We start from the raw sequence: 18,948 nt of genomic DNA on the forward strand, positions 1-18,948 counted from the left end.
CCGCGTCCGCGCTGCGGCTAGACTTGCCTCGCACCGCGGGGGACACGCGGGTCGCGGGACGATGATCATGACCGAACAGGGCGAGACGGGTGAAGCCATCACCATCCTCCTCGTCGAGGACGACGCGCCGACCTGCTGGCGGCTGCAGAATGCGCTGGTCAAGGCCGGTTACGAGGTGCGTAGCGCCGGGACGCTCGCGGAGGCGCGGCAGGCCCTGAGCGGCGGCGCGCCGCGCGTGCTGCTGACCGACCTGCGGCTGCCCGACGGGCACGGCGTCGAGCTGATTCGCGAGATGAGGCAGCGCTCTCCAGACACCGAGATCATGGTGATCTCCGCGCTCGGCGACGAGGAGAGCGTGATTTCCGCAATCACGGTCGGCGCCACCGGCTATCTGCTCAAGGACGCCTTTCCCACCGACATCGCCACCACCGTGCGCGACCTGGTCGCGGGACATTCGCCGATCTCGGCCTCGATCGCCCGTTTCATCGTCCGCAGAACGCAAGGCGCCGCACAGAATTCGGCGGAGCCGCCGCCCGGGCCTGCGCTCAACACGGCGAGGCTGACCCCGCGCGAGATCGACATCCTGTGGGGCATCGCAAAAGGCTTCAGCTATGCCGAGATCGCGAACCATCTCGGCCTGTCTAGGCAGACCGTGCCCGGCCACATCAAGAACATCTATCGCAAGCTCGAAGTGCACACGCGCAGCGAAGCGGTGTTCGAGGCGGTGCAGCAGGGCCTGATCAAGCTGTGAGCGAGATCGCGGCCAAAGCACCTACGAAGGCACCCAGGAAGGCACCTGCGAAGGCACCGGCCAAACCCGCACGGCGCCGGCTGCTGGCCTCGCGCCTCGTGCCCTATCTGCTGCTCCAGGCCCTGATCGTGATCGCCACCATTCTCGGCCTGCGGCTGCTGCAGCCGAGCGACCCCGAAGACTTCGCGTTAAGCGATTTTTCGGCGCGGGAAGACGGCCTGACGCGCCCCGTGACGCTGCCGCATTTCACGTCGTCGCGCTACGCCCTGGCCGACCCGCCGTTCTACACCGGCGCCTTCGCGTTCCGGAGCGCCGATGCGGCCTCGGGCTGGTCGGTGTACCTGCCGCGCTTCAGCAACGCGGTGGAGGTCGCCGTCAACGGCGTCGTCGTGCTCGACTCCCGGCGCGATGCCAATGCCAACCGGCCCGACCGCAACACACCTGAGATCGCAGCCATCCCCGCTTCGCTGCTGCGCGAGGGCAGCAACGAGATCACGGTGCGGCTGTTGGTGTGGGGACCATTGAAGGGCTTTCTCGACACCGTCTATGTCGGGCCGGATGCCGCCCTGCGCCCGGCCTATGAGACACGCACGCTGCTGTTCGTCACGCTGCCGGTGGTGTTCTCCGCCTGGCAGGCGATCCTGGCCGTCATCCTCGCGATCATGTGGCTGATGCGGCGCCACGAGCCGGTCTATGGCGTGCTGGCCGCCGCGATGGTGCTCGGCGTGGTGCAGGCGTTCGCGCCGCCGCCGGTGCCGCCGGCCACGGTATCCCGGCTTGCCGCGGTGCTGCTGGCGTCCGCACCGATCGAGAGCGCGCTGATCGTCGTGTTCGGCGTGCTGTTCTTCGGCTGGCGCTGGCCGCGCTACGGCACGCTGCTGTTCGTGCCCGGCGTCGTGGTGTTCGTGGTCGGGCTGATCGGGGGCCCGCCGCTGCCGCGCGTCCTTTTCCTGGTGCTCGGCATCCCCACCGTCGGGCTCTGCCTGTTCCTGATGGCCTGCGTCACGGCAACCGCGGTGGTGCGGCGGCAGGACGCGGCGAGCTTCACGATCGGCTGCGCGGTGACCATCGTGCTGGTCTGCTGGATCCAGGACATGCTCACCGTGCTCGAGATCTCGGCCAACGATCGCATCTTCGTCTCGCGCCTGTCCTATTCGGCGATGCTGGTCGCGATCGGCGCCGGGCTGACCTGGCGCTTTGCCCGCGCGTTGAACCAGGTCGACAGCTTCGCCGGTCAGCTCGTGACGCGCGTGCGCGAAGCCGAGGAAAGGCTGAAAGCAAGCTTTGCCCGCGAGGAGGAACGCGCCCGCGCCGCTGCGCTCGCCAACGAGCGCACGCGCCTGATGCGGGACCTGCATGACGGCCTCGGCGGCCAGCTCGTGAGCATCGTCGCACTGTCCGAGCGCGGCAGCGAGGGCGCGACCATCACGGATGCCGCCCGCGCGGCGCTGAAGGATCTGCGCCTCGTCATCGATTCCATGGACGACATCGGCGGCGACCTGATGCTCGCGCTCGGCTCCTGGCGCGAGCGCGCCACGGCGCAATTGCGGCCGCACGACATCGCGCTCGACTGGCGCGTGGCGACGCCGCAGGGCCTGCCGCTGCATCCCGAGCTCAGGCCATGGCACGTCATCCAGATCGTGCGCATCCTCGACGAGGCCGTGACCAACGCGGTCAAGCACGCGCAGGCCCGCCACGTCGCGGTCACCATCGAAACGCATGACGGCGGCCTGGGGCCTTGCGGCGTGATCAGCGTCACGGATGACGGAAGCGGCTTTGCGATGGCCGGCAATGGCGAAGCCGCGGGCGCGGGCCAGACCGCGCGCGGCCTGCGCAACATGAGAAGCCGCGCCGCGCGCTGCGGCGCTGTGCTCGATCTGAATTCCGATGCCTCGGGCACGCGCGTGCGGCTGCAATTGCCGCAGCGTTTCCCCGACAGCGACGCGGCTGCGGGCTGAAAGGCCCCCTCCCCGAACGTGTGAGGCGCACGGAGAGAGGGGACGGGCCAGGACATCTGCCTGCGGAGGACGGGGGGTGTTCGTCCGCAGGCCCCGTTGGCCCGAAGCGATGCAATCAATTCAATCGAACGAAAATATCAGCGCACGCCGACGCGATTGACCGGGCCGCCGCGATTCATCGGCGTACCTGCGCGCACGCCGACGCCGGGCGCGCCGAGACCGGGGGTCGCGACCGCAGCCCGCGCAACCGGCGCTCCCGGCGCCACCACCACCGCCGCAGTCGGCCGCGCCACGCAGCCCTTGGGCACCCCGACGGTCTTGCAATAGACCACCGCCTGCGCCGGGCTGGTGCCCAGCGACACCATCGCCGCGCCCGCCAGGGCCATGATCGTCAGCCCGGCGCTCAGCGCTCCAGCTCTCTTCGCCATCTTGCTCTCCTGCTTCCCGTTCGGCGTCCCGATGCAATCACCGGGTTTCGCAGCCGAGGTGCAGCCTGAATGGCAAAAGTCGGCGCGCCGATACATGCCATGAAAATGGGGGTGCGGCGGTCGGGAGGCCGAGCCGACGCCATGAACATGGCATGGACCGGCGCCCCGGCTTCGCGGGATGGTCCGGGCCGCGTGATCCCGGTCGGGACCAACGAGGATTCCAAAGAGGTGCTTTATGAAGATTTCGGTTCTTGCCGCGCTGCTGCTCGCCGCGGCCGCCCTGCCCGCTGCTGCACAGTCCGGCCCATCGCTCCAGGAGCAAATGGCCTGCCGCGGCGACGCCAGCAAATTCTGCGCCGAACATGTCGGCAAGCCGCCGCAGATGAATGCCTGCCTGCGCGAGAACAAGTCGAAGCTCTCGGATTCCTGCCGCAAGGTCGTCGAAGCGCGCGGAGGCTAGTCCGTCATCCGTCTCCCTTGGGAGAAAGCAGAGAGGGCGGCGCACTGCCGCCCTCATGAAGCCAGCGCCGCTATTCCTGCATCATCTCGCCGCTGCCGCCGAACTCGGCCGGAAAATCCTTCAGCTTGGGCAGGCCGTCGCGCATCGGCAGCACGGTCTCGGCATAGTTGACGTGGACGCCGGGCGCGAACGCGAGGGTCGGGATGGTGGCGGTGAAGACGTCGACCAGACCGAGCGGCGGATGGTTGGTCATGAGATGGCCGCCGCATTTCCTGCAATATTTGCGCTGGCTGAGCGGCGTCTTGGCGAAGGTCTCGACATTCTGGGCGCCCTCGGTTATGCGCACCGCCTCTGGCTTCCACAGGCTGAAGGCGTTGACCGGGCCGCCCGACCAGGAGCGGCAGGAGCGGCAATGGCAATAGCCCATCGCCTCCGGCGCGCCCGTGACCTCGACCGTCACCGCGCCACAGAAGCAGTTTCCGACATGTTTCATTTGGACGTCACCGTTTTATGAAGGATCGTTATCGCGCGTCGGCGCCCCGCGCGTCCGGCTTTCGGCGGGCGCGCGGGGCGGGGCCGAGACTATACTGACCGGCGCCAGGGAATAAGCATCGACACCCGTTGTTTGTACTGCCGGTACTCGTCGCCGAAGAGCGCGACGAGATCGCTCTCCTCCAGCGCGATGCCGACGAAGATGTAGAGCGTGGTCACGGCCGCGAACAGCAGATGCCCCGCGGTCATGACCGGCGCCGCCCAGAACGCGATGATGAAACCGAGATAGATCGGATGACGGACGAACTTGTAGAGCAGCGGCGTCTTGAAGCGCGGCGGCGCCGCTTCCTTGCCGACGAGGTGGTCGGTCACCTGATTCAATCCGAACAATTCGAAATGGTTGATCATGAAGGTCGAGGTGAACACCAGCACCCAGCCGGCGAAGGACAGCGTGACCAGTGTCACGGCGAGATCCGGATTCTCGACGTTCCATATGATCGACGGCAGCGGGCGCCACTGCCAGAACAGCAGGAGCAGTGACAGGCTCGCGAACAGCACGTACGTGCTTCGCTCGACCGCCTTGGGGACGAACTGCGTCCACCAGGCCTTGAACTGCTTGCGAGCCATCACGCTGTGTTGAAGGGCGAACAGCGTCATCAGGAGGAGATTGATGATGACGGCCTCGACCGTCGGCGTATCGCTTCCGGTGTCGATGGTCTTGGGAACCATCACTCCCATGACGAAGCCGATGGCGTAGAGAACGGTGACGAAAAATACGAGATACGCCGCAATTCCGTAAAGAAAGGCGATGAACCTGAAGATGCGTGAGCCCGTAACCTCCGGGCCGATGGAATGAACCTGGTGATCGATTTGGGTCATGAAACGCTCCGTTGTGCCGAGACATCGACACGGTTTGGTATTCGCACCATGCCGGATCGGACGCCCTGAGACTTTCGCGGACGGTTGATTTTCGCCTGAGACGACTTTGATTTTTGCTTGAGACGACGAAAACGTGCGATTTCGCTTTGAAAACAACGTGCTCGACGGTGACCTTCGGGAGCTCATTTGCGACGGGGCAGCTGTTCCGTTGCAGCCGCAGGTGTTCGATCTCTTGCTTTATCTGGTCGCGCAACGCGAGCGTGTGGTCAGCAAGGATGACCTGATCAGCCAGATCTGGAGCGACCGCGCCGTCTCGGATTCCGCCCTGAACAGCCGGATCAACGCCGCGCGCAAGGCGCTGGGCGATGACGGCGCGACGCAGCGGCTGATCAAGACCATTCCGCGCAAGGGCTTTCGCTTCGTTGGCGAGGTCCGGGAAGAAACGGCGGCATCCCCGGCGCGGGCGGAAGCCAAGCCTGATCCCCCGCGCGCGGCCGACCGTCCGGCGATCGCGGTGCTCGCCTTCGAAAACATGAGCGGCGATCCCGCGCAGGACTATTTCGGCGACGGGATCAGCGAGGACATCCTCACGGCGCTGTCGAAGCAGCGCTGGTTCATGGTCATCGCCCGCAACTCGTCCTTCACCTACAGGGGACGCGCGGTGCACATCGGGCAGATCGCCGAGGAACTCGGCGTCCGCTACATCGTCGAAGGCAGCGTGCGCAAGGCGGACAACCGGGTGCGCATCACCGCGCAGCTCAACGACGCCGTGTCGGGAAACCATCTCTGGGCCGAGCGCTACGACCGCGAGCTCGTCGACGTCTTCGCCGTGCAGGACGAGATCACCAACGCGATCGCCGCGGCGATCGAGCCGCAGATCCATGCGGCGGAGAATTTTCGCGCCCATCGCAAGCCGCCGGCGAGCCTGGACGCCTGGGACCTGCTGATGCGCGCCTTGTCGCATTTCTGGCGCGTGACGCGGCGGGATCACGAGGCCGCGCGGGCGCTGCTCGAACGCGCAATCGGAATCGATCCGAATTACGGCCAGGCGCTGTCGGTGCTGGCCGTGAACGACATGTTCGGCGTGCATCTCGGCTGGGCCGAGCTGGCCACCGTCGCCCCGGTCGCCGAAGCCGCTGCGCTCGCAGCGGTGCGCTGCGACCATGAGGACGGCTGGGCGCATGCCGCGCTCGGCAGCGTCTGCTTCTCGACACGCAGGCTTGCGGACGCGCTGTCCGAGTTCGAGCAGGCGCTCGCGCTCAATCCGAACTTCTCGCTGGCGCAGAGCTATTACGCACTGGCGCTGTCCTATGCGGGACGACCTAAGGATTCGTTCGAGGCCGCGCAACGGGCGATCCGGCTGTCGCCGCGCGATCCGTCGCTGGCGATCTATCACGGCATCGCCGCCTATGCGCGCTTCACCGAACGGCATTATGACGAGGCCATCGCGCTGGCGCGCGAGGCGATCCGCCATCGCGGCGACCTCACCGGCGCCTACCGCGTCCTCGCGGTCTGCGCCGGCATGACGGGCGACGGGACGCTTGCGGCGATGGCGCTCGGCGAGCTCCGCCGCACCCAGCCGGGCATCTCGCTGCACTGGATCGCGACGCAACTGCCGTGGGCCAATGACCGGGATCGCGAGCACTATCTCGAGGGATTCCGGCGCGCAGGATTGCGGTAAGGCGCGACGCTGCTCTTACCCTCCCCTGGAGGGGGAGGATCGGCTCACATTGAGCGAAGCGAAATGTGAGACGGGGTGGGGTGACGGTCTCCCCACGTCCAACAGTGCCCGAGTGGAGAGATCACCCCACCCCGCTCGCGCTGCGCGCGATCGACCACGGGCGAGCTACGCTCGTCCCGGACCCCTCCAGGGGAGGGTAAGAGCACAGTGGCGCTACTTTCGCTTCCGGCGCAGGTGGACGATGACGTCGAGCCGCGCGATCTCGTGGCCGGGAAGCGCCTCGGGCACCTGGGTGAAAGCCAGGCCGTCGGCTACGTCGACCAGCATATCCTCGCCTTCGAGATAGAAGTGCGGATGCACGGACGTGTCGGTATCGAAGAACGACTTGATGCCGTCGGCCGCGATCCTGCGCAGCAGGCCGGCTTCGGTGAACTGGTTCAGCGTGTTGTAGACGGTCGCGAGGGACAGATACGCGTTCGCCGCCATCGCCTCTTCATGGAGACTCTCTGCAGTGACGTGACGATGGCCGCCAAGGAACAGCAATTGGCCGAGCGCCAGGCGCTGGCGCGTCGGACGCAGGCCGGCATTGTTCAGCAGCTGCAGGCAGTGCTGCACGCCCGCCTCCGGCGATAGATCGAGGCCGACGACGTCAGGCCCACTATCGTCGCCCGCAGGGATAGTCGTGGCCTGAATGTCCATCGATCACGTCTCACGGCCCAGGGGAACAGGACGCGCAGCGCGCGTCCAGTTGCCATTCGATCGCAAAAGCGGTCGCCCGGCTTTGATCCGGATCAAATTCGGCGGATCCGTCTCTGAGGCGCCTGCCGAGCGGCAGCCCGGCGCTCGGCACAGCATGATGGCCTGATGCTTTTGGTCGCAGGCGCACACTTGTGCAATCACCATCGGCATCTGCTCAAGGCCCCTGGTCGCCCGAGCCAGCCTGACGTGGCAGAGGAGCCGACGTCAAAACAGGACGCGCTGTACATTTTTTGTGCGAACACTGTCGAGACTTTCATCTTGCGGCGCCGAACGAGACTGTGTGAGCCTCGATACCGGATGGGGACTGGGATGGGCCGACCGTAGCTTTGCACGCGAGGACGTTGCGAAGCGTCTACGGCTGGTCTCGCTTGAGAAAGATACGACATGCCGAAAAGAGTGTTGCTTGGTCTTCTCCTGGCTTGCGGCCTCGCGGCCCCGGCACTGGCGCAAGAGCCGAAAACGGGTGGCACGATCAATGCCGTGATCCAGCCCGAACCGCCCGGCCTGATGCTTGCGCTGGTCCAGAACGGCCCGACCCAGATGGTGTCGGGCAACATCTTCGAAGGCCTGCTGCGCTACAGCCCGAAGCTCGAGCCGCAGCCGGAGCTTGCCGAGAGCTGGAGCATCAGCGAGGACGCAAAAACCTACACTTTCAAGCTGAGGAAGGGCGTGACCTGGCATGACGGCAAGCCCTTCACCGCCGCCGACGTCCTGTTCTCGATCGAGATGCTGAAGAAGACGCATGCGCGTGCCCGCACCAACCTGGCGCAGGTCGACAAGATCGAGGCGCCTGACGACTACACCGTCGTATTCACGCTGAAGCAGCCATTCGGCCCCTTCCTCGGCATCTTCGAGGTCGGCTCGATGCCGATGGTGCCGAAGCATCTCTACGAAGGCACCGACTGGAAGACCAATCCCTACAACAACGCCCCCGTGGGCACCGGCCCCTTCATGTTCAAGGAGTGGCAGAAGGGCTCGTTCATCCGCCTGGTCAAGAACCCGAACTATTACGAGAAGGGCAAGCCCTATATCGACGAGATCTACTGGCAGATCATTCCCGACGCCGCGGCGCGTTCGGTGGCGTATGAGACCGGCAAGGTCGACGTGCTGCCCGGTGGCTCGGTCGAGAATTTCGACGTGCCGCGGCTCTCCAAGCTGAAGGACACCTGCGTCACCGGCGCGGGCTGGGAATTCTTCTCGCCGCTGGCCTGGCTGTGGCTCAACAACCGCCAGGGCCCTCTCGCCGACAAGCGGGTGCGGCAGGCGATCATGTATGCGATCGACCGCGACTTCGCCAAGGACGTGATCTGGAACGGGCTCGGCAAGGTCGCGACCGGTCCGTCCGCCTCGACCATCAAGTACTACACCGACGACGTGGAGAAATATCCGTTCGATCCGGCCAAGGCCAAGGCGCTGCTGAAGGAAGCCGGCTACAAGGGCGAGAAGATCCGCCTGCTGCCGCTCGCCTATGGCGAGACCTGGCAGCGCTGGGGTGAAGCCGTGAAGCAGAACCTTCAGGACGTCGGCATGAACATCGAGACCATCGCCACCGACGTTGCCGGCGGCAACCAGAAGATCGCCGACTGGGACTACGACATCGCCTTCACCTATCTCTACCAGTACGGCGATCCAGCGCTCGGGGTCGGCCGCAACTACATCTCCAGCAACATCGCCAAGGGCCAGATGTTCAACAACGTCGAGGGCTATACCAATCCGGAGATCGACAAGCTGTTCGCCGACGGCGCGGTCGCAACCCCGGATTCCAAGCGCAAGGAGATCTACGAGAAGGCGCAGAAGATCCTGGTCGAGGACGTGCCGGTGGCCTGGATGCTCGAGCTGCAGTTCCCGACCATCACGCGCTGCAAAGTCAAGAACCTGATCACCACGGCGATCGGGGTCAACGACGGCTTCAAGGACGCATGGCTCGACAAGTGAGCCCGTCCTTCGCCTCTCCCCGTCTGCGGGGAGAGGTCGAATGTGCGCATAGCGCACATTCGGTTGAGGGGGAGTCTCGACGAGTCCGACTGCTGATACCCTCGCGGAGAGCCCCCTCACCCCAACCCTCTCCCCGCAAGCGGGGCGAGGGAGTCACTCCGCCTCCGTGGCTCCAGGTCACATCACCAATATGACTCACTAGATGCTCTCCTTCGTCGCTCAGCGTGTCGTGAAGGGCGTGATCGTCCTGCTCGCGATCGTCGTCCTCAATTTCTTCCTGATCCGGCTTGCGCCTGGCGACCCCGCGATGGTGATGGCTGGCGAGGCCGGGGCCAGCGATCAGGTCTTCGTCAAGCAGCTCCGGGAAAAGTTCGGCCTCGACAAGCCGCTCCCGGAGCAGCTCTTCATCTACGTCAAGGGCGTCGTCGGCCTCGACCTCGGCTTCTCCTTCCGCCAGCAGGCGCCGGTCGCAAAGCTGATCGGCGAACGGCTGCCCGCGACGCTGCTGCTGACGCTGACCGCATTTGCGATCTCGCTCGCGCTCGGCATCCTGTTCGGCACCTTCGCCGCGCGCTTTGCCGGCACCTTTCTCGACACCGGCATCACCGTGTTCGCGCTGGTCTTCTACGCCATGCCGATCTTCTGGGTGGCGCTGATGGGCATTCTGCTGTTCTCGGTCGCCTTCGACTGGCTGCCGAGCTTCGGTTACGAGACGGTCGGTGCCAATCTCACCGGCCTTGCCCATGCGCTCGACGTCGCCAAACACCTGATCATGCCGGCGATGACGCTCGGCCTGTTCTTCATGGCGACCTACACCCGCATGACGCGCGCCTCGATGCTGGAGGTGAAGCGGCTCGACTTCGTCAAGACGGCGCGTGCGAAGGGTCTCTCCGATGCCGTGATCCAGCGCCGCCATGTGCTGCGCAATGCGCTGCTTCCCGTCGTGACGCTCGCCGGCGTCCATTCGGGCACGCTGATCGGCGGCGCCGTCATCACCGAGACCGTGTTCGCCTGGCCCGGCATCGGGCGCCTGATGTACGACGCCCTGCTGCAGCGCGACTACAATCTGCTGCTCGGCGTCTTCGTGATCTGCTCCGCCATGGTCCTGATCTTCAACCTCATCACCGACCTGGTCTACCGACTGGTCGACCCACGCATCGAATTCGCCTCATGAAACAGTTCTGGAAATCGATGCTGAAAAGCCCGAGCGGCGTCGTCGGGCTCATCATCCTGCTGCTTGCGATCTCGGTCGCGGTGTTCGGACCGATGCTGTTCCCGAACTCGCCCTGGCGCATGGTGCAGCGGCCGTTCCTGCCCCCCTTCACGCTCTCGACCGTGCCGCTCGGGACCGACGCGCTCGGTCGCGACGTGTTCGCCGGCATGATCTTCGGCGCACGGGTCTCGCTGCTGGTCGGCCTCGTCTCAACCCTGGTCGCCCTGATCGTCGGCGTGCCGATCGGCGCCATGGCCGGCTATTTCGGCGGCAAGGTCGACGATGCGCTGATGCGCTTCACCGAGTTCTTCCAGACCATTCCGAGCTTCGCGCTGGCGATCGTGCTGGTCGCGATCCTGCAGCCTTCGATCTATTCGATCGTGGCCTCGATCGCGGTGGTGAGCTGGCCGCCGGTGGCCCGCCTCGTCCGCGGCGAGGTGCTGTCGCTGCGCACGCGCGAATATGTCCAGGCCGCCGTGGTCACCGGCCAGAGCAACAGCTGGATCATCCTGCGCGAGATCCTGCCCAACGCGTTGTCGCCCGTGATCGTGCTGGCCTCGCTGATGGTGGCGACCGCGATCCTCCTGGAATCCTCGCTGTCTTTCCTCGGCCTCGGCGATCCCAATCTGATTTCCTGGGGCTACATGGTCGGCGCCGGCCGCACCGTGATCCGCCAGGCCTGGTGGATCACGGTGTTCCCCGGCATCGCCATCCTGATCTCTGTGCTCGGCCTCAATCTGATCGGAGAAGGCCTCAACGACGCCCTCAATCCGCGCCTGTCGCGGGAGGGCCGCTGATGATGACCGCCCCGCCCGCCGTCACCATCAGGAACCTCAGGATCGCGCTGCCCAAGGGCGCCGAACGTCCGTTCGCCGTCGACGGCGTCTCGCTGGATCTGCGGCCCGGCAAAATCGTCTGCGTGGTCGGCGAATCCGGCTCCGGCAAGTCGATGTGCGCGCATGCGCTGATGGGCCTGCTGCCGGATACGGTCTCGGTCGCCTCCGGCGAGATCCAGTTCGAAGGCCGCGACCTGCTCGAGCTCGACGACGACGGCTGGCGCGACCTGCGCGGCCGCCGGCTGGCGATGGTCTTCCAGGAGCCGATGACCGCGCTCAATCCGCTGATGCGGATCGGCGACCAGATGGCGGAGATGTTCGAGGCGCACGGCCTGCTGACGCCGAAGGAGCGGCGCGCGAGAGCGCTGGCTTTGGCGCGGGAAGTCGGCCTGCCCGACCCCGAACGCATCGTGCGCGCCTATCCGCACCAGCTCTCCGGCGGCCAGCGCCAGCGCGCCATGATCGCGATGGCGCTCGCGCTCGAACCGGCCGTGCTGGTCGCGGACGAGCCGACCACCGCGCTCGACGTCACCACGCAGGCGCAGATTCTCAAGCTGATCCGCAATCTCCAACGCAACCGCAACATGGCGGTGATGTTCATCACCCACGACTTCGGCGTCGTCGCCGATATCGCCGACCAAGTCGTGGTGCTCCGCCACGGCAAGGTCGTGGAGGAAGGCCCCGCCGCAACCGTCTTCAGCGAGCCGCAGCACGATTATACCAAGGCGCTGCTGGCCGCCGTGCCCTCGATGGACCCGCCGGCACGCAAGCCCCTCGACGACCAGGCCAGGGCGGTCGAGGTGATCGGGCTGGACAAGACCTACGTCACATCAGGCGGCTGGTTTCGCGAGGACCGCCGCGTCGATGCCGCACGGGCGGTCAATTTCAACATCCTCAGGGGCGAGACGCTCGGGCTCGTGGGCGAATCCGGCTCCGGCAAGTCCTCCGTGGCGCGCCTCGTGATGCGGCTGATCGAGGCTGATCGCGGCACGGTGCGGATCGGCGAGACCGATCTCACCCAGCTGTCGGGCAAGGCGCTGCGCGCCGAACGCCATCGCATCCAGATGATCTTCCAGGACCCGTTCGCCTCGCTCAATCCGCGGCGCAAGATCGGCCACATCATCGCCGACGGGCCGATCGCAGCCGGCACCGATCCGAAGATGGCGTTCGACCGCGCCCGCGATCTCCTCAAGATGGTCGGCTTGGACGCCGGCGCGCTCGAACGTTATCCGCACGAATTCTCCGGCGGCCAGCGCCAGCGCATCGGCATCGCACGCGCGCTCGCGCTCGAGCCGGAGATCATCGTCGCCGACGAGGCCGTCTCGGCGCTCGACGTCTCGGTACAGGCGCAGGTGTTGAAGCTGCTCGAAGACCTCAAGGCGCGGCTCGGGCTGTCGATGCTGTTCATCACCCACGATCTGCGCGTCGCCGCCCAGATCTGCGACCGCATCGCGGTGATGCAACGCGGCGCCATCGTCGAGCTGAAGCCCACCGCGCAGCTGTTCGCCGCGCCCGAGCATGCCTATACGCGCGAGCTGCTCGCGGCGGTGCCGGGTCGCAAGGAGCGGGCGCCTGCGGCCTGAGTGGGCGGTCGGGGCGGATTTGCCGGCTTTCGAGATGGTTCCAAGAATTTGCACGCTGCAGGAGGCGAAACATATTCGATCCAGCAGCATTTGCTTCGTGAGACTTTCCTCGCTGACGGGCGCAAGGACAGGCCGACACGGCATTCGCCCGCTCGGCTGCCGAAGCTGCTCAACTGACGTGAGGTGGTGGACGGCCTCACAACCCAGCGCGTGAGAACACCGGCGCCGGGATTCCGTGGCGCGGTCACGCGCTTTTTATTCGGTCGTGACCACCGCGCCGCTTCAAAGTCGCAAGCGGCACCATAGATCTTTATTGAATGGTCAGCGTCATCTCATGACGTTTCACCAGCCGAAATTCGGAGTCAGCATGGGCGAAGTCATTCGATTTGTCTCAAGATCCGAGCGCGAGCGAGCGCGTCTCATCCAGGAGGCACGCGCCATCTACGACAGCATCTTCCCGCCGGCAGATCCGGCGAGCGAAGGGCAGGACAAACCGGCGATCGGTCGCACATATATCGGCCGCGACGGGGGCAACGCATCGTGATCAAAATCATCGCCGTGCTTTGCAGCCTCGCCTCTCCCGCCAATTGTCACGAGCAGATCGTCACCACTTCGGACTTTGCGCAAGTCTCGGTGCAGTCCTGCCTGATGGGCGCGCCGCAACTCGCCGAATGGATGAACCAGCATCCGGCCGAACGACTGGCCGCATGGCGGTGCGTGATCGGTCAACAGACCGGCCGTGGAATTTAAGCTCGGGCGTCTCGATTCGGCGGAGTAAGCCGTTCTCGTGCCCCGGACGCAGCGCAGCGCTTCCCCGGCGATGCGAAGCATCGTCCGGTCCAGCGGTGCGCTGCAGAGCCGGGGGCCCATCGCAGCGCCGAGCCTTGCAGCCCCTGGGTCCCGGCTCGCGCTTCGCGCGTCCGGGACACGCCACCAAGCCTGCTCCTCGCTGAACGTTGGGCAGTGACGTCACTCCATTGCCGGGGTAACCTCTCGTTGCGGCCATTGGCAGCAAGGGGGAAGCCGGATGGAGGTCGCCAGCCTCGTTCTTCCCGTATTCGCGATCATCGTCACCGGCTGGCTCGCTGGCGAGGTTGGCTATCTCTCCCGCTCGCTTGCCGATGCCCTGGTCCACTTTGCCTACAATGTGGCGATGCCGGCGCTGCTGATCGTCACGATCGCCCAGGAGCCGGCGCGCAATCTATTGGAATGGCGCTTTCTGCTCGCGTTCGGCGGCGGTTCACTCATCTGCTTCGCGCTGGTGTTCCTGCCGCTCCGCACGGGTGGCAAACACGATCTTGCCAGCAGCACCATCCAGGGGATGGCGGCGGCGATGACCAACACCGGTTTCGTCGCGCTGCCGATCCTGCATGCGATCTACGGCCAACCCGCCGTCCTGCCCGCAGCTGTTGCGACGGTGTTCGTTGCCGCCGTGATGTTTCCGATCACGGTAATTCTGCTGGAAGGGCGCGGTGCACGCGGGCCGTCCGCGCTCTCCACGGGGCTGGCAAAGCAAGATCCCGCTCAATCCCATGGTGCTGTCGACCTTCATTGGGCTCGCGTGGGCGGTGATGGGATGGCCGATTCCGGCGCCGGTCGAGGCCTATCTCAACATGATCGCTGGCGCGCTCACGCCGTGCGCGCTGTTTGCTATCGGGCTTGGCTTGTCCGTGGAAGGCCTGCGATCCAACCTGAAGGCGGCGTTTGCACTCGCGGCGGTGAAACTGGTGGTCATGCCGCTCATCGTCTACGGACTCTGCGTCGTCATGGGCCTCAACCCTCTGTACACGGTTGCGGCCGTCGTCTGCGCAGCCGTACCGACGGCGAAAACCGTGTATGTCCTCGCGCATGAGCACAAGGTCGAGGAGAAGCTGGTCGCGGCCACGGTCTCGATCACGACGATGCTGTCGGTCGCGACATTGCTGGTCGCACTCTATCTGCTCTCCGGACTGATGCGTGGCGCAGGTTGAGCGGCCACCGGCTTCCGCCTCGCTCTCTGTCTCGTGACGATGCTCCGGGGGGAGACCAAGTTGGACACGCCGACCGGGGGTCGGTTTCGAGACGCAGCGCGGGGCACGCACCCGCCGCCTTCGGATAGACCCGAATCAGCGCTAATGCATTGCGTTCGGTGACTCCCTGGACGCAAGGCAGCATGACCGGCGCCGAACTGAAGCAGCTTCGCAACGACCTCTCCGATGCCCTCGAGCGCAAGCTCACGGCGGCTGACATGGCCATGCTTTGCGGATTGCCGGAGAGAGGGGGCGCCGACACCATCCGGCGCTGGGAGGTCAGCGGCCCGACGCCGGAGGCGACCCGGGTGCTGCGCGTGCTCGCAATGGCGAGCGAGCGGTATCCGATCCTCGAGAAGTTCGACATCTTCGATCGTCACGACGTGCGCGAGGAAGACCGGCCGGCAAAGCGCGCGGCCTTTCGCGCGCAGATGCGCGATGAGGTGCGGCGGCGTCTTGGTTAACAAGGAGCGCGCGCAAATTACCCATGACGCGCGACGTTAAGCCTTCCTTTACCACTTCTTAAGCCGCCATTAAGCACGAAAATCATTTACACCCCAATAAGTTAAGCTGGCTGTCGCTGTGCCATGGATGTGACAGCATTTTCATCAAAAGCGAGCTATCTGCAAAACCAACGACGGCGCGGAAAGCGCGCCTGCCGGGGACCTTACGTGTTGGAGTTCGAGACGATGAAGAAGATTCTGTTTGCGACCGTGGCGCTGCTCGTGGTGGGCGCGGCTGCGCCGGCCGTCGGCGCCGACCTCGGCAACCGCAACTACTACAAGTCGCCCGCGCCGGCCTACGCCGCGCCGATCTACAATTGGACGGGCTTCTATCTCGGCGCCCATGTCGGCGGCGCGTTCTCCAGCGACAACAATTTCAATGGTCTCTCCACCGGCAGCAACGGCAATGGCCGCTTCCTCGGCGGCGTGCAGGTCGGCGCGGACTGGCAGCTCAACCCGTACTTCGTGGTCGGCGTCGAAGGCCAGTATTCCTGGCTGTCCGGCAGCGTCGGCGCAGTCTTCCCGGGCGGCATCGCCTATACCAACGACCAGCGCGGCCTCGGCTCGATCACCGGCCGCGTCGGCTATACCTGGGGTCCCGGCCTGCTCTATGTGAAGGGCGGCTACGCCTATTCGGACAACAACGAGAAGGTGACTGTCGGCGGCGTGCCGACCGGCTTCATCATCGATGGCGATCACCGCAACGGCTACACCGTCGGCGCCGGCCTGGAATACATGTTCGCCCCGAACTGGTCCGCCAAGGCCGAGTACCAGTACTACAATTTCGGCGACGCGCACTTCACGGCGGGCCCGCTGGTGGGCACCGGCAACTTCACCACCGACGACCACACCTTCAAGGCGGGCGTCAACTACCGCTTCAACTGGGCAAGCCCGGCCGTCGCGAGCTACTGATCGGTTACCAAGATCTTATCACGATGAAGGGCCGGCCTCGTTGCCGGCCCTTCTTTTTTCGCTCTGCGGAACATGCGCAAGCAGTTGCCTCAATTGCGATTTTTTAACGGGTGCCGCCGATACTGCCGCCACAACAGAAGCAAGAACATTGGGGGAATTTTCGATGGCGATCCGTCTGGGCCTTGGCCGATTCCTTGGCCGTTTCCGTCCTCGTTTCAAAATGCCGAAATGGGGCGTGCGCGGCAGCCTGTTCGCGGCCTTCGCGGTGATCGCGGGCATGGGTCTCGTGATCGCGACCGGCGCCGGCCTGGCGCTGCAGAATCTCGGCGGACGCATGACCGAACTGAGCGGGCGGGACATTCCGCGCCTCGCCGCCAGCCTGCAATTGTCGGCACAGAGTGCGAGCCTTGCGGCGCAGGGACCGGCCCTGCTTGCGGCGCAAAGCGAGGACGCCCTGAATGAACGCACCAAGAAGCTGAGGGAATTGCAGGAGCAGACGCAGCAGAAGCTCACCGAGATCATCGAGCTCGGCGGCGACAAGAGCGTCGTCTCCGGACTCAGCGACACGATGAAGAGCATCAACGAGGCGGCTCAGAGCCTGGCGAAGGCCGCCCGCGAACGGCTCGATATCGCGGCCCTCCATGAGAAGCAATATGATGCGCTTCGCAGCGCGCAGGGTGCGTTCGTCGGTGCGGCGAGCCCGGCGATGCTGGACGCACAGACCCGGGTCAACGCCATTCTCGGCTCAGCCGACCTGTCCGCCGCAGATGCCACCGACGCCGCGCAGACCGTCGGTCAGCTCGGCAACGTCGTCGCCAGCGGCAATCTCGCCGCCGCCGACATGAGCGCGGCGCTGTCGGCGAGCACGAGCGACAAGCTCGACGACATCCAGAAGGAATTCAAGACGGCTCAGGGACGCCTGCGCTCCAACCTCGATCTGTTGCCGGACAACCAGGGCAACAAGATGCTGCGCGAGGCGGCGGAAAAGCTGCTCGCGCTCGGCACCGGCAAGACCGGCGTGTTCAATCTGCGCGAGAAGGAGCTCGACTCCATCGACTACGGCCAGACCATCCTGGACGAGACCCGCAAGCTCAATGTCGGCCTCGGCATCAGCGTGCAGCAGCTCGTCGACGGCGTGCAGAAGGAGACCAACACCTCGACCTTCCAGGCGCGGCAGGAGATTTCGCTCGCCACGTCAGTCATGCTGGCGCTGGGCGCGTTGATGCTGGTCGGCTCGGCGCTGTTCGTCTGGCTCTATGTCGGCCGCAGCATCCTGCGCCGGATCGGCGCTCTGCATCAGTCGATGCAGCTGCTCGCGAACGGCGACATCGAAACCGAGATCTACCGCTCGAAGAACCACAACGACGAAATCTCGGTGATGGCGAACACGCTGCAAGTGTTCCGGGAGAGCATGATCGAGGCCCGCGCGCTGACGAACGAGCAGGACAAGGACCGCATCGCCAAGGCCGAGCGTGCCGCGCACATCGAAGCGAAGATCGGCGAGTTCGAAAGCACGGTGCGCTCCGCGCTCGACAATCTGGCGCAGTCGGCCAATTCGATGCAATCGACCGCGCAGAGCATGTCGAACACCGCCGACCAGTCCAACGCGCTGGTGAACGCGGTCGCCTCCGCCGCGGAGGAAACCTCGGTCAACGTGCAGACCGTGTCGGCCGGCACCGAGCAGCTGTCCTCCTCGATCCAGGAGATCAGCCGCCAGGTCGTGACCTCCGCCGAGATCGCCAGGAAGGCCGTCGACGAAGCGGGAGCGACCGACGCCACCGTGCAGAGCCTTGCCGACAGCGCGAGCCGCATCAGCGTCGTCGTCGACCTGATCCAGACCATCGCCTCGCAGACCAATCTGCTCGCGCTCAACGCGACCATCGAGGCCGCGCGCGCGGGCGAGGCCGGACGCGGCTTCGCCGTGGTCGCCTCGGAAGTGAAGAGCCTGGCGAGCCAGACCGCCAAGGCGACGGACGAGATCCGCACCCAGATCGCCAGCATGCAGTCAGTCACGACCTCCGCGGTCGGCGCCATCCAGGGCATCGGCCGGATCATCGGCGAGATCAACGACGTCACCACGACGATCGCAGCCGCGGTGGAGGAGCAGGGCGCCGCCACGCGTGAAATCGCCCGCAACATCCAGCATGCCGCCGGCGGCACCAGCGAAGTCTCCAGCAACATCGTCGGAGTCTCCACCGCTTCCGCGGAAGCCGGCACGGCGGCAGGCGAAGTGCTGAGCGCCTCGGACGCGCTCCGGCGCGAGGCCGATATGCTGCGCGCGGAAATCGATGCGTTCCTCAACGACATGCGGGCGGCCTGATTGTCATTCCCGGGGCCGCCTCAAAGAGGCGAACCCTGAATCTCGCGCGACAATCCCCGGATTCTCGGGTGCGCAACCGCGCACCAGAGTTCGCGCTCAGGCGCGCCCCGGAATGACGGCGCTTTTGGACGGCGCTCCATCCGGGCTGCGGAAAACCGCCGGTATGCCGGCCATGCGGAGACCACGGCCGTCCTTTTTCGGCTGGCGCCCCGCTCGCGCTGGGTTTAAG

Annotated in this window: 18 protein-coding genes and 1 pseudogene; 15 read left to right on the forward strand and 4 right to left on the reverse strand. The window is 65.6% G+C overall.

Going from position 1 to position 18,948, the window contains the following annotated elements:
- Nucleotides 1-67 precede the first annotated feature (67 nt).
- Together XH87_RS26880 and XH87_RS26885 are read left to right on the forward strand one after the other, a co-directional pair.
- Nucleotides 68-751 carry a response regulator gene (locus XH87_RS26880; RefSeq protein ID WP_271589547.1) on the forward strand — a complete coding sequence of 228 codons (684 nt, stop codon included), beginning with the start codon at nucleotides 68-70 and terminating at the stop codon, nucleotides 749-751.
- Nucleotides 748-2,709, forward strand: a complete 1,962-nt coding sequence (locus XH87_RS26885; protein ID WP_271589548.1) for a sensor histidine kinase — start codon at nucleotides 748-750, stop codon at nucleotides 2,707-2,709. Before XH87_RS26880 ends, XH87_RS26885 begins: the two co-directional genes overlap by 4 nt.
- Before the next feature lie 137 nt (nucleotides 2,710-2,846).
- Here the strand turns inward: XH87_RS26885 and XH87_RS26890 are convergent, their stop codons facing one another.
- Nucleotides 2,847-3,137: a hypothetical protein gene (locus XH87_RS26890; RefSeq protein WP_035700964.1), complete on the reverse strand. Its 291-nt coding sequence runs from the start codon at nucleotides 3,135-3,137 to the stop codon at nucleotides 2,847-2,849.
- A gap of 235 nt (nucleotides 3,138-3,372) precedes the next feature.
- On the opposite strand from XH87_RS26890, the gene XH87_RS26895 reads away from it, so the two are divergent.
- On the forward strand, nucleotides 3,373-3,597 hold the full coding sequence (locus tag XH87_RS26895) for a cysteine rich repeat-containing protein (RefSeq protein ID WP_158668676.1): 225 nt from the start codon (nucleotides 3,373-3,375) through the stop codon (nucleotides 3,595-3,597).
- A 70-nt stretch (nucleotides 3,598-3,667) separates the two neighbouring features.
- Here XH87_RS26895 and XH87_RS26900 read toward each other — a convergent pair whose 3' ends face one another.
- Complete coding sequence (locus XH87_RS26900; RefSeq protein WP_035700812.1) at nucleotides 3,668-4,090, reverse strand: GFA family protein; 423 nt, start codon at nucleotides 4,088-4,090, stop codon at nucleotides 3,668-3,670.
- 89 nt (nucleotides 4,091-4,179) lie between these two features.
- Nucleotides 4,180-4,968 carry a methanethiol S-methyltransferase gene (gene mddA, locus XH87_RS26905; RefSeq protein ID WP_271589549.1) on the reverse strand — a complete coding sequence of 263 codons (789 nt, stop codon included), beginning with the start codon at nucleotides 4,966-4,968 and terminating at the stop codon, nucleotides 4,180-4,182.
- A gap of 133 nt (nucleotides 4,969-5,101) precedes the next feature.
- On the opposite strand from mddA, the gene XH87_RS26910 reads away from it, so the two are divergent.
- Nucleotides 5,102-6,649 (forward strand): winged helix-turn-helix domain-containing tetratricopeptide repeat protein, encoded by a 1,548-nt coding sequence (locus XH87_RS26910; protein ID WP_271589550.1) that lies wholly within the window; start codon nucleotides 5,102-5,104, stop codon nucleotides 6,647-6,649.
- A gap of 213 nt (nucleotides 6,650-6,862) precedes the next feature.
- Here the strand turns inward: XH87_RS26910 and irr are convergent, their stop codons facing one another.
- Nucleotides 6,863-7,348 (reverse strand): Fur family transcriptional regulator Irr, encoded by a 486-nt coding sequence (gene irr, locus XH87_RS26915; RefSeq protein WP_271589551.1) that lies wholly within the window; start codon nucleotides 7,346-7,348, stop codon nucleotides 6,863-6,865.
- Between the two features lie 444 nt (nucleotides 7,349-7,792).
- Here irr and XH87_RS26920 point away from each other — a divergent pair, with 444 nt between their 5' ends.
- The 11 genes and pseudogenes from XH87_RS26920 to XH87_RS26970 all read left to right on the forward strand — a co-directional run bounded on the left by XH87_RS26920 (nucleotide 7,793) and on the right by XH87_RS26970 (nucleotide 18,719).
- Complete coding sequence (locus XH87_RS26920; RefSeq protein WP_271589552.1) at nucleotides 7,793-9,343, forward strand: ABC transporter substrate-binding protein; 1,551 nt, start codon at nucleotides 7,793-7,795, stop codon at nucleotides 9,341-9,343.
- A gap of 202 nt (nucleotides 9,344-9,545) precedes the next feature.
- A complete protein-coding gene (locus tag XH87_RS26925; RefSeq protein ID WP_271589553.1) occupies nucleotides 9,546-10,517 on the forward strand; it encodes an ABC transporter permease in 972 nt (323 codons plus the stop codon).
- Nucleotides 10,514-11,353 carry an ABC transporter permease gene (locus tag XH87_RS26930; RefSeq protein WP_271589554.1) on the forward strand — a complete coding sequence of 280 codons (840 nt, stop codon included), beginning with the start codon at nucleotides 10,514-10,516 and terminating at the stop codon, nucleotides 11,351-11,353. The genes XH87_RS26925 and XH87_RS26930 overlap by 4 nt, the downstream gene beginning before the upstream one ends.
- Before the next feature lie 2 nt (nucleotides 11,354-11,355).
- Nucleotides 11,356-12,975, forward strand: a complete 1,620-nt coding sequence (locus XH87_RS26935) for an ABC transporter ATP-binding protein (protein WP_271589759.1) — start codon at nucleotides 11,356-11,358, stop codon at nucleotides 12,973-12,975.
- Between the two features lie 367 nt (nucleotides 12,976-13,342).
- Nucleotides 13,343-13,519, forward strand: coding sequence for a hypothetical protein (locus tag XH87_RS26940; RefSeq protein ID WP_199763053.1), 177 nt, complete (start codon nucleotides 13,343-13,345; stop codon nucleotides 13,517-13,519).
- Nucleotides 13,516-13,725 carry a hypothetical protein gene (locus XH87_RS26945; RefSeq protein WP_035700793.1) on the forward strand — a complete coding sequence of 70 codons (210 nt, stop codon included), beginning with the start codon at nucleotides 13,516-13,518 and terminating at the stop codon, nucleotides 13,723-13,725. Before XH87_RS26940 ends, XH87_RS26945 begins: the two co-directional genes overlap by 4 nt.
- Nucleotides 13,726-14,002: 277 nt before the next feature.
- Nucleotides 14,003-14,395: pseudogene (locus XH87_RS26950) on the forward strand (AEC family transporter); the annotation flags it as partial.
- Nucleotides 14,396-14,507: 112 nt separating this feature from the next.
- Complete coding sequence (locus tag XH87_RS26955) at nucleotides 14,508-14,945, forward strand: AEC family transporter (RefSeq protein ID WP_271589555.1); 438 nt, start codon at nucleotides 14,508-14,510, stop codon at nucleotides 14,943-14,945.
- A gap of 182 nt (nucleotides 14,946-15,127) precedes the next feature.
- Nucleotides 15,128-15,448, forward strand: coding sequence for a hypothetical protein (locus XH87_RS26960; RefSeq protein ID WP_271589556.1), 321 nt, complete (start codon nucleotides 15,128-15,130; stop codon nucleotides 15,446-15,448).
- Between the two features lie 225 nt (nucleotides 15,449-15,673).
- Nucleotides 15,674-16,399 carry an outer membrane protein gene (locus XH87_RS26965; protein WP_035700959.1) on the forward strand — a complete coding sequence of 242 codons (726 nt, stop codon included), beginning with the start codon at nucleotides 15,674-15,676 and terminating at the stop codon, nucleotides 16,397-16,399.
- Between the two features lie 163 nt (nucleotides 16,400-16,562).
- The gene (locus tag XH87_RS26970) at nucleotides 16,563-18,719 is read left to right on the forward strand and encodes a methyl-accepting chemotaxis protein (protein ID WP_271589557.1); all 2,157 of its coding nucleotides are present in this window, start codon (nucleotides 16,563-16,565) and stop codon (nucleotides 18,717-18,719) included.
- Nucleotides 18,720-18,948 lie beyond the last annotated feature (229 nt).

This window comes from Bradyrhizobium sp. CCBAU 53415 (assembly GCF_028128735.1).
GTDB lineage: Bacteria > Pseudomonadota > Alphaproteobacteria > Rhizobiales > Xanthobacteraceae > Bradyrhizobium.

Bases quoted from the DNA above. Each gene is read 5' to 3' on its own strand.
- mddA (WP_271589549.1), bottom strand. From the start codon at position 4,968: ATGACCCAAATCGATCACCAGGTTCATTCCATCGGCCCGGAGGTTACG.
- XH87_RS26900 (WP_035700812.1), bottom strand. From the start codon at position 4,090: ATGAAACATGTCGGAAACTGCTTCTGTGGCGCGGTGACGGTCGAGGTC.
- XH87_RS26890 (WP_035700964.1), bottom strand. From the start codon at position 3,137: ATGGCGAAGAGAGCTGGAGCGCTGAGCGCCGGGCTGACGATCATGGCC.
- irr (WP_271589551.1), bottom strand. From the start codon at position 7,348: ATGGACATTCAGGCCACGACTATCCCTGCGGGCGACGATAGTGGGCCT.
- XH87_RS26920 (WP_271589552.1), top strand. From the start codon at position 7,793: ATGCCGAAAAGAGTGTTGCTTGGTCTTCTCCTGGCTTGCGGCCTCGCG.
- XH87_RS26925 (WP_271589553.1), top strand. From the start codon at position 9,546: ATGCTCTCCTTCGTCGCTCAGCGTGTCGTGAAGGGCGTGATCGTCCTG.
- XH87_RS26895 (WP_158668676.1), top strand. From the start codon at position 3,373: ATGAAGATTTCGGTTCTTGCCGCGCTGCTGCTCGCCGCGGCCGCCCTG.
- XH87_RS26940 (WP_199763053.1), top strand. From the start codon at position 13,343: ATGGGCGAAGTCATTCGATTTGTCTCAAGATCCGAGCGCGAGCGAGCG.
- XH87_RS26960 (WP_271589556.1), top strand. From the start codon at position 15,128: ATGACCGGCGCCGAACTGAAGCAGCTTCGCAACGACCTCTCCGATGCC.
- XH87_RS26935 (WP_271589759.1), top strand. From the start codon at position 11,356: ATGACCGCCCCGCCCGCCGTCACCATCAGGAACCTCAGGATCGCGCTG.
- XH87_RS26880 (WP_271589547.1), top strand. From the start codon at position 68: ATGACCGAACAGGGCGAGACGGGTGAAGCCATCACCATCCTCCTCGTC.
- XH87_RS26930 (WP_271589554.1), top strand. From the start codon at position 10,514: ATGAAACAGTTCTGGAAATCGATGCTGAAAAGCCCGAGCGGCGTCGTC.
- XH87_RS26955 (WP_271589555.1), top strand. From the start codon at position 14,508: ATGGTGCTGTCGACCTTCATTGGGCTCGCGTGGGCGGTGATGGGATGG.
- XH87_RS26970 (WP_271589557.1), top strand. From the start codon at position 16,563: ATGGCGATCCGTCTGGGCCTTGGCCGATTCCTTGGCCGTTTCCGTCCT.
- XH87_RS26965 (WP_035700959.1), top strand. From the start codon at position 15,674: ATGAAGAAGATTCTGTTTGCGACCGTGGCGCTGCTCGTGGTGGGCGCG.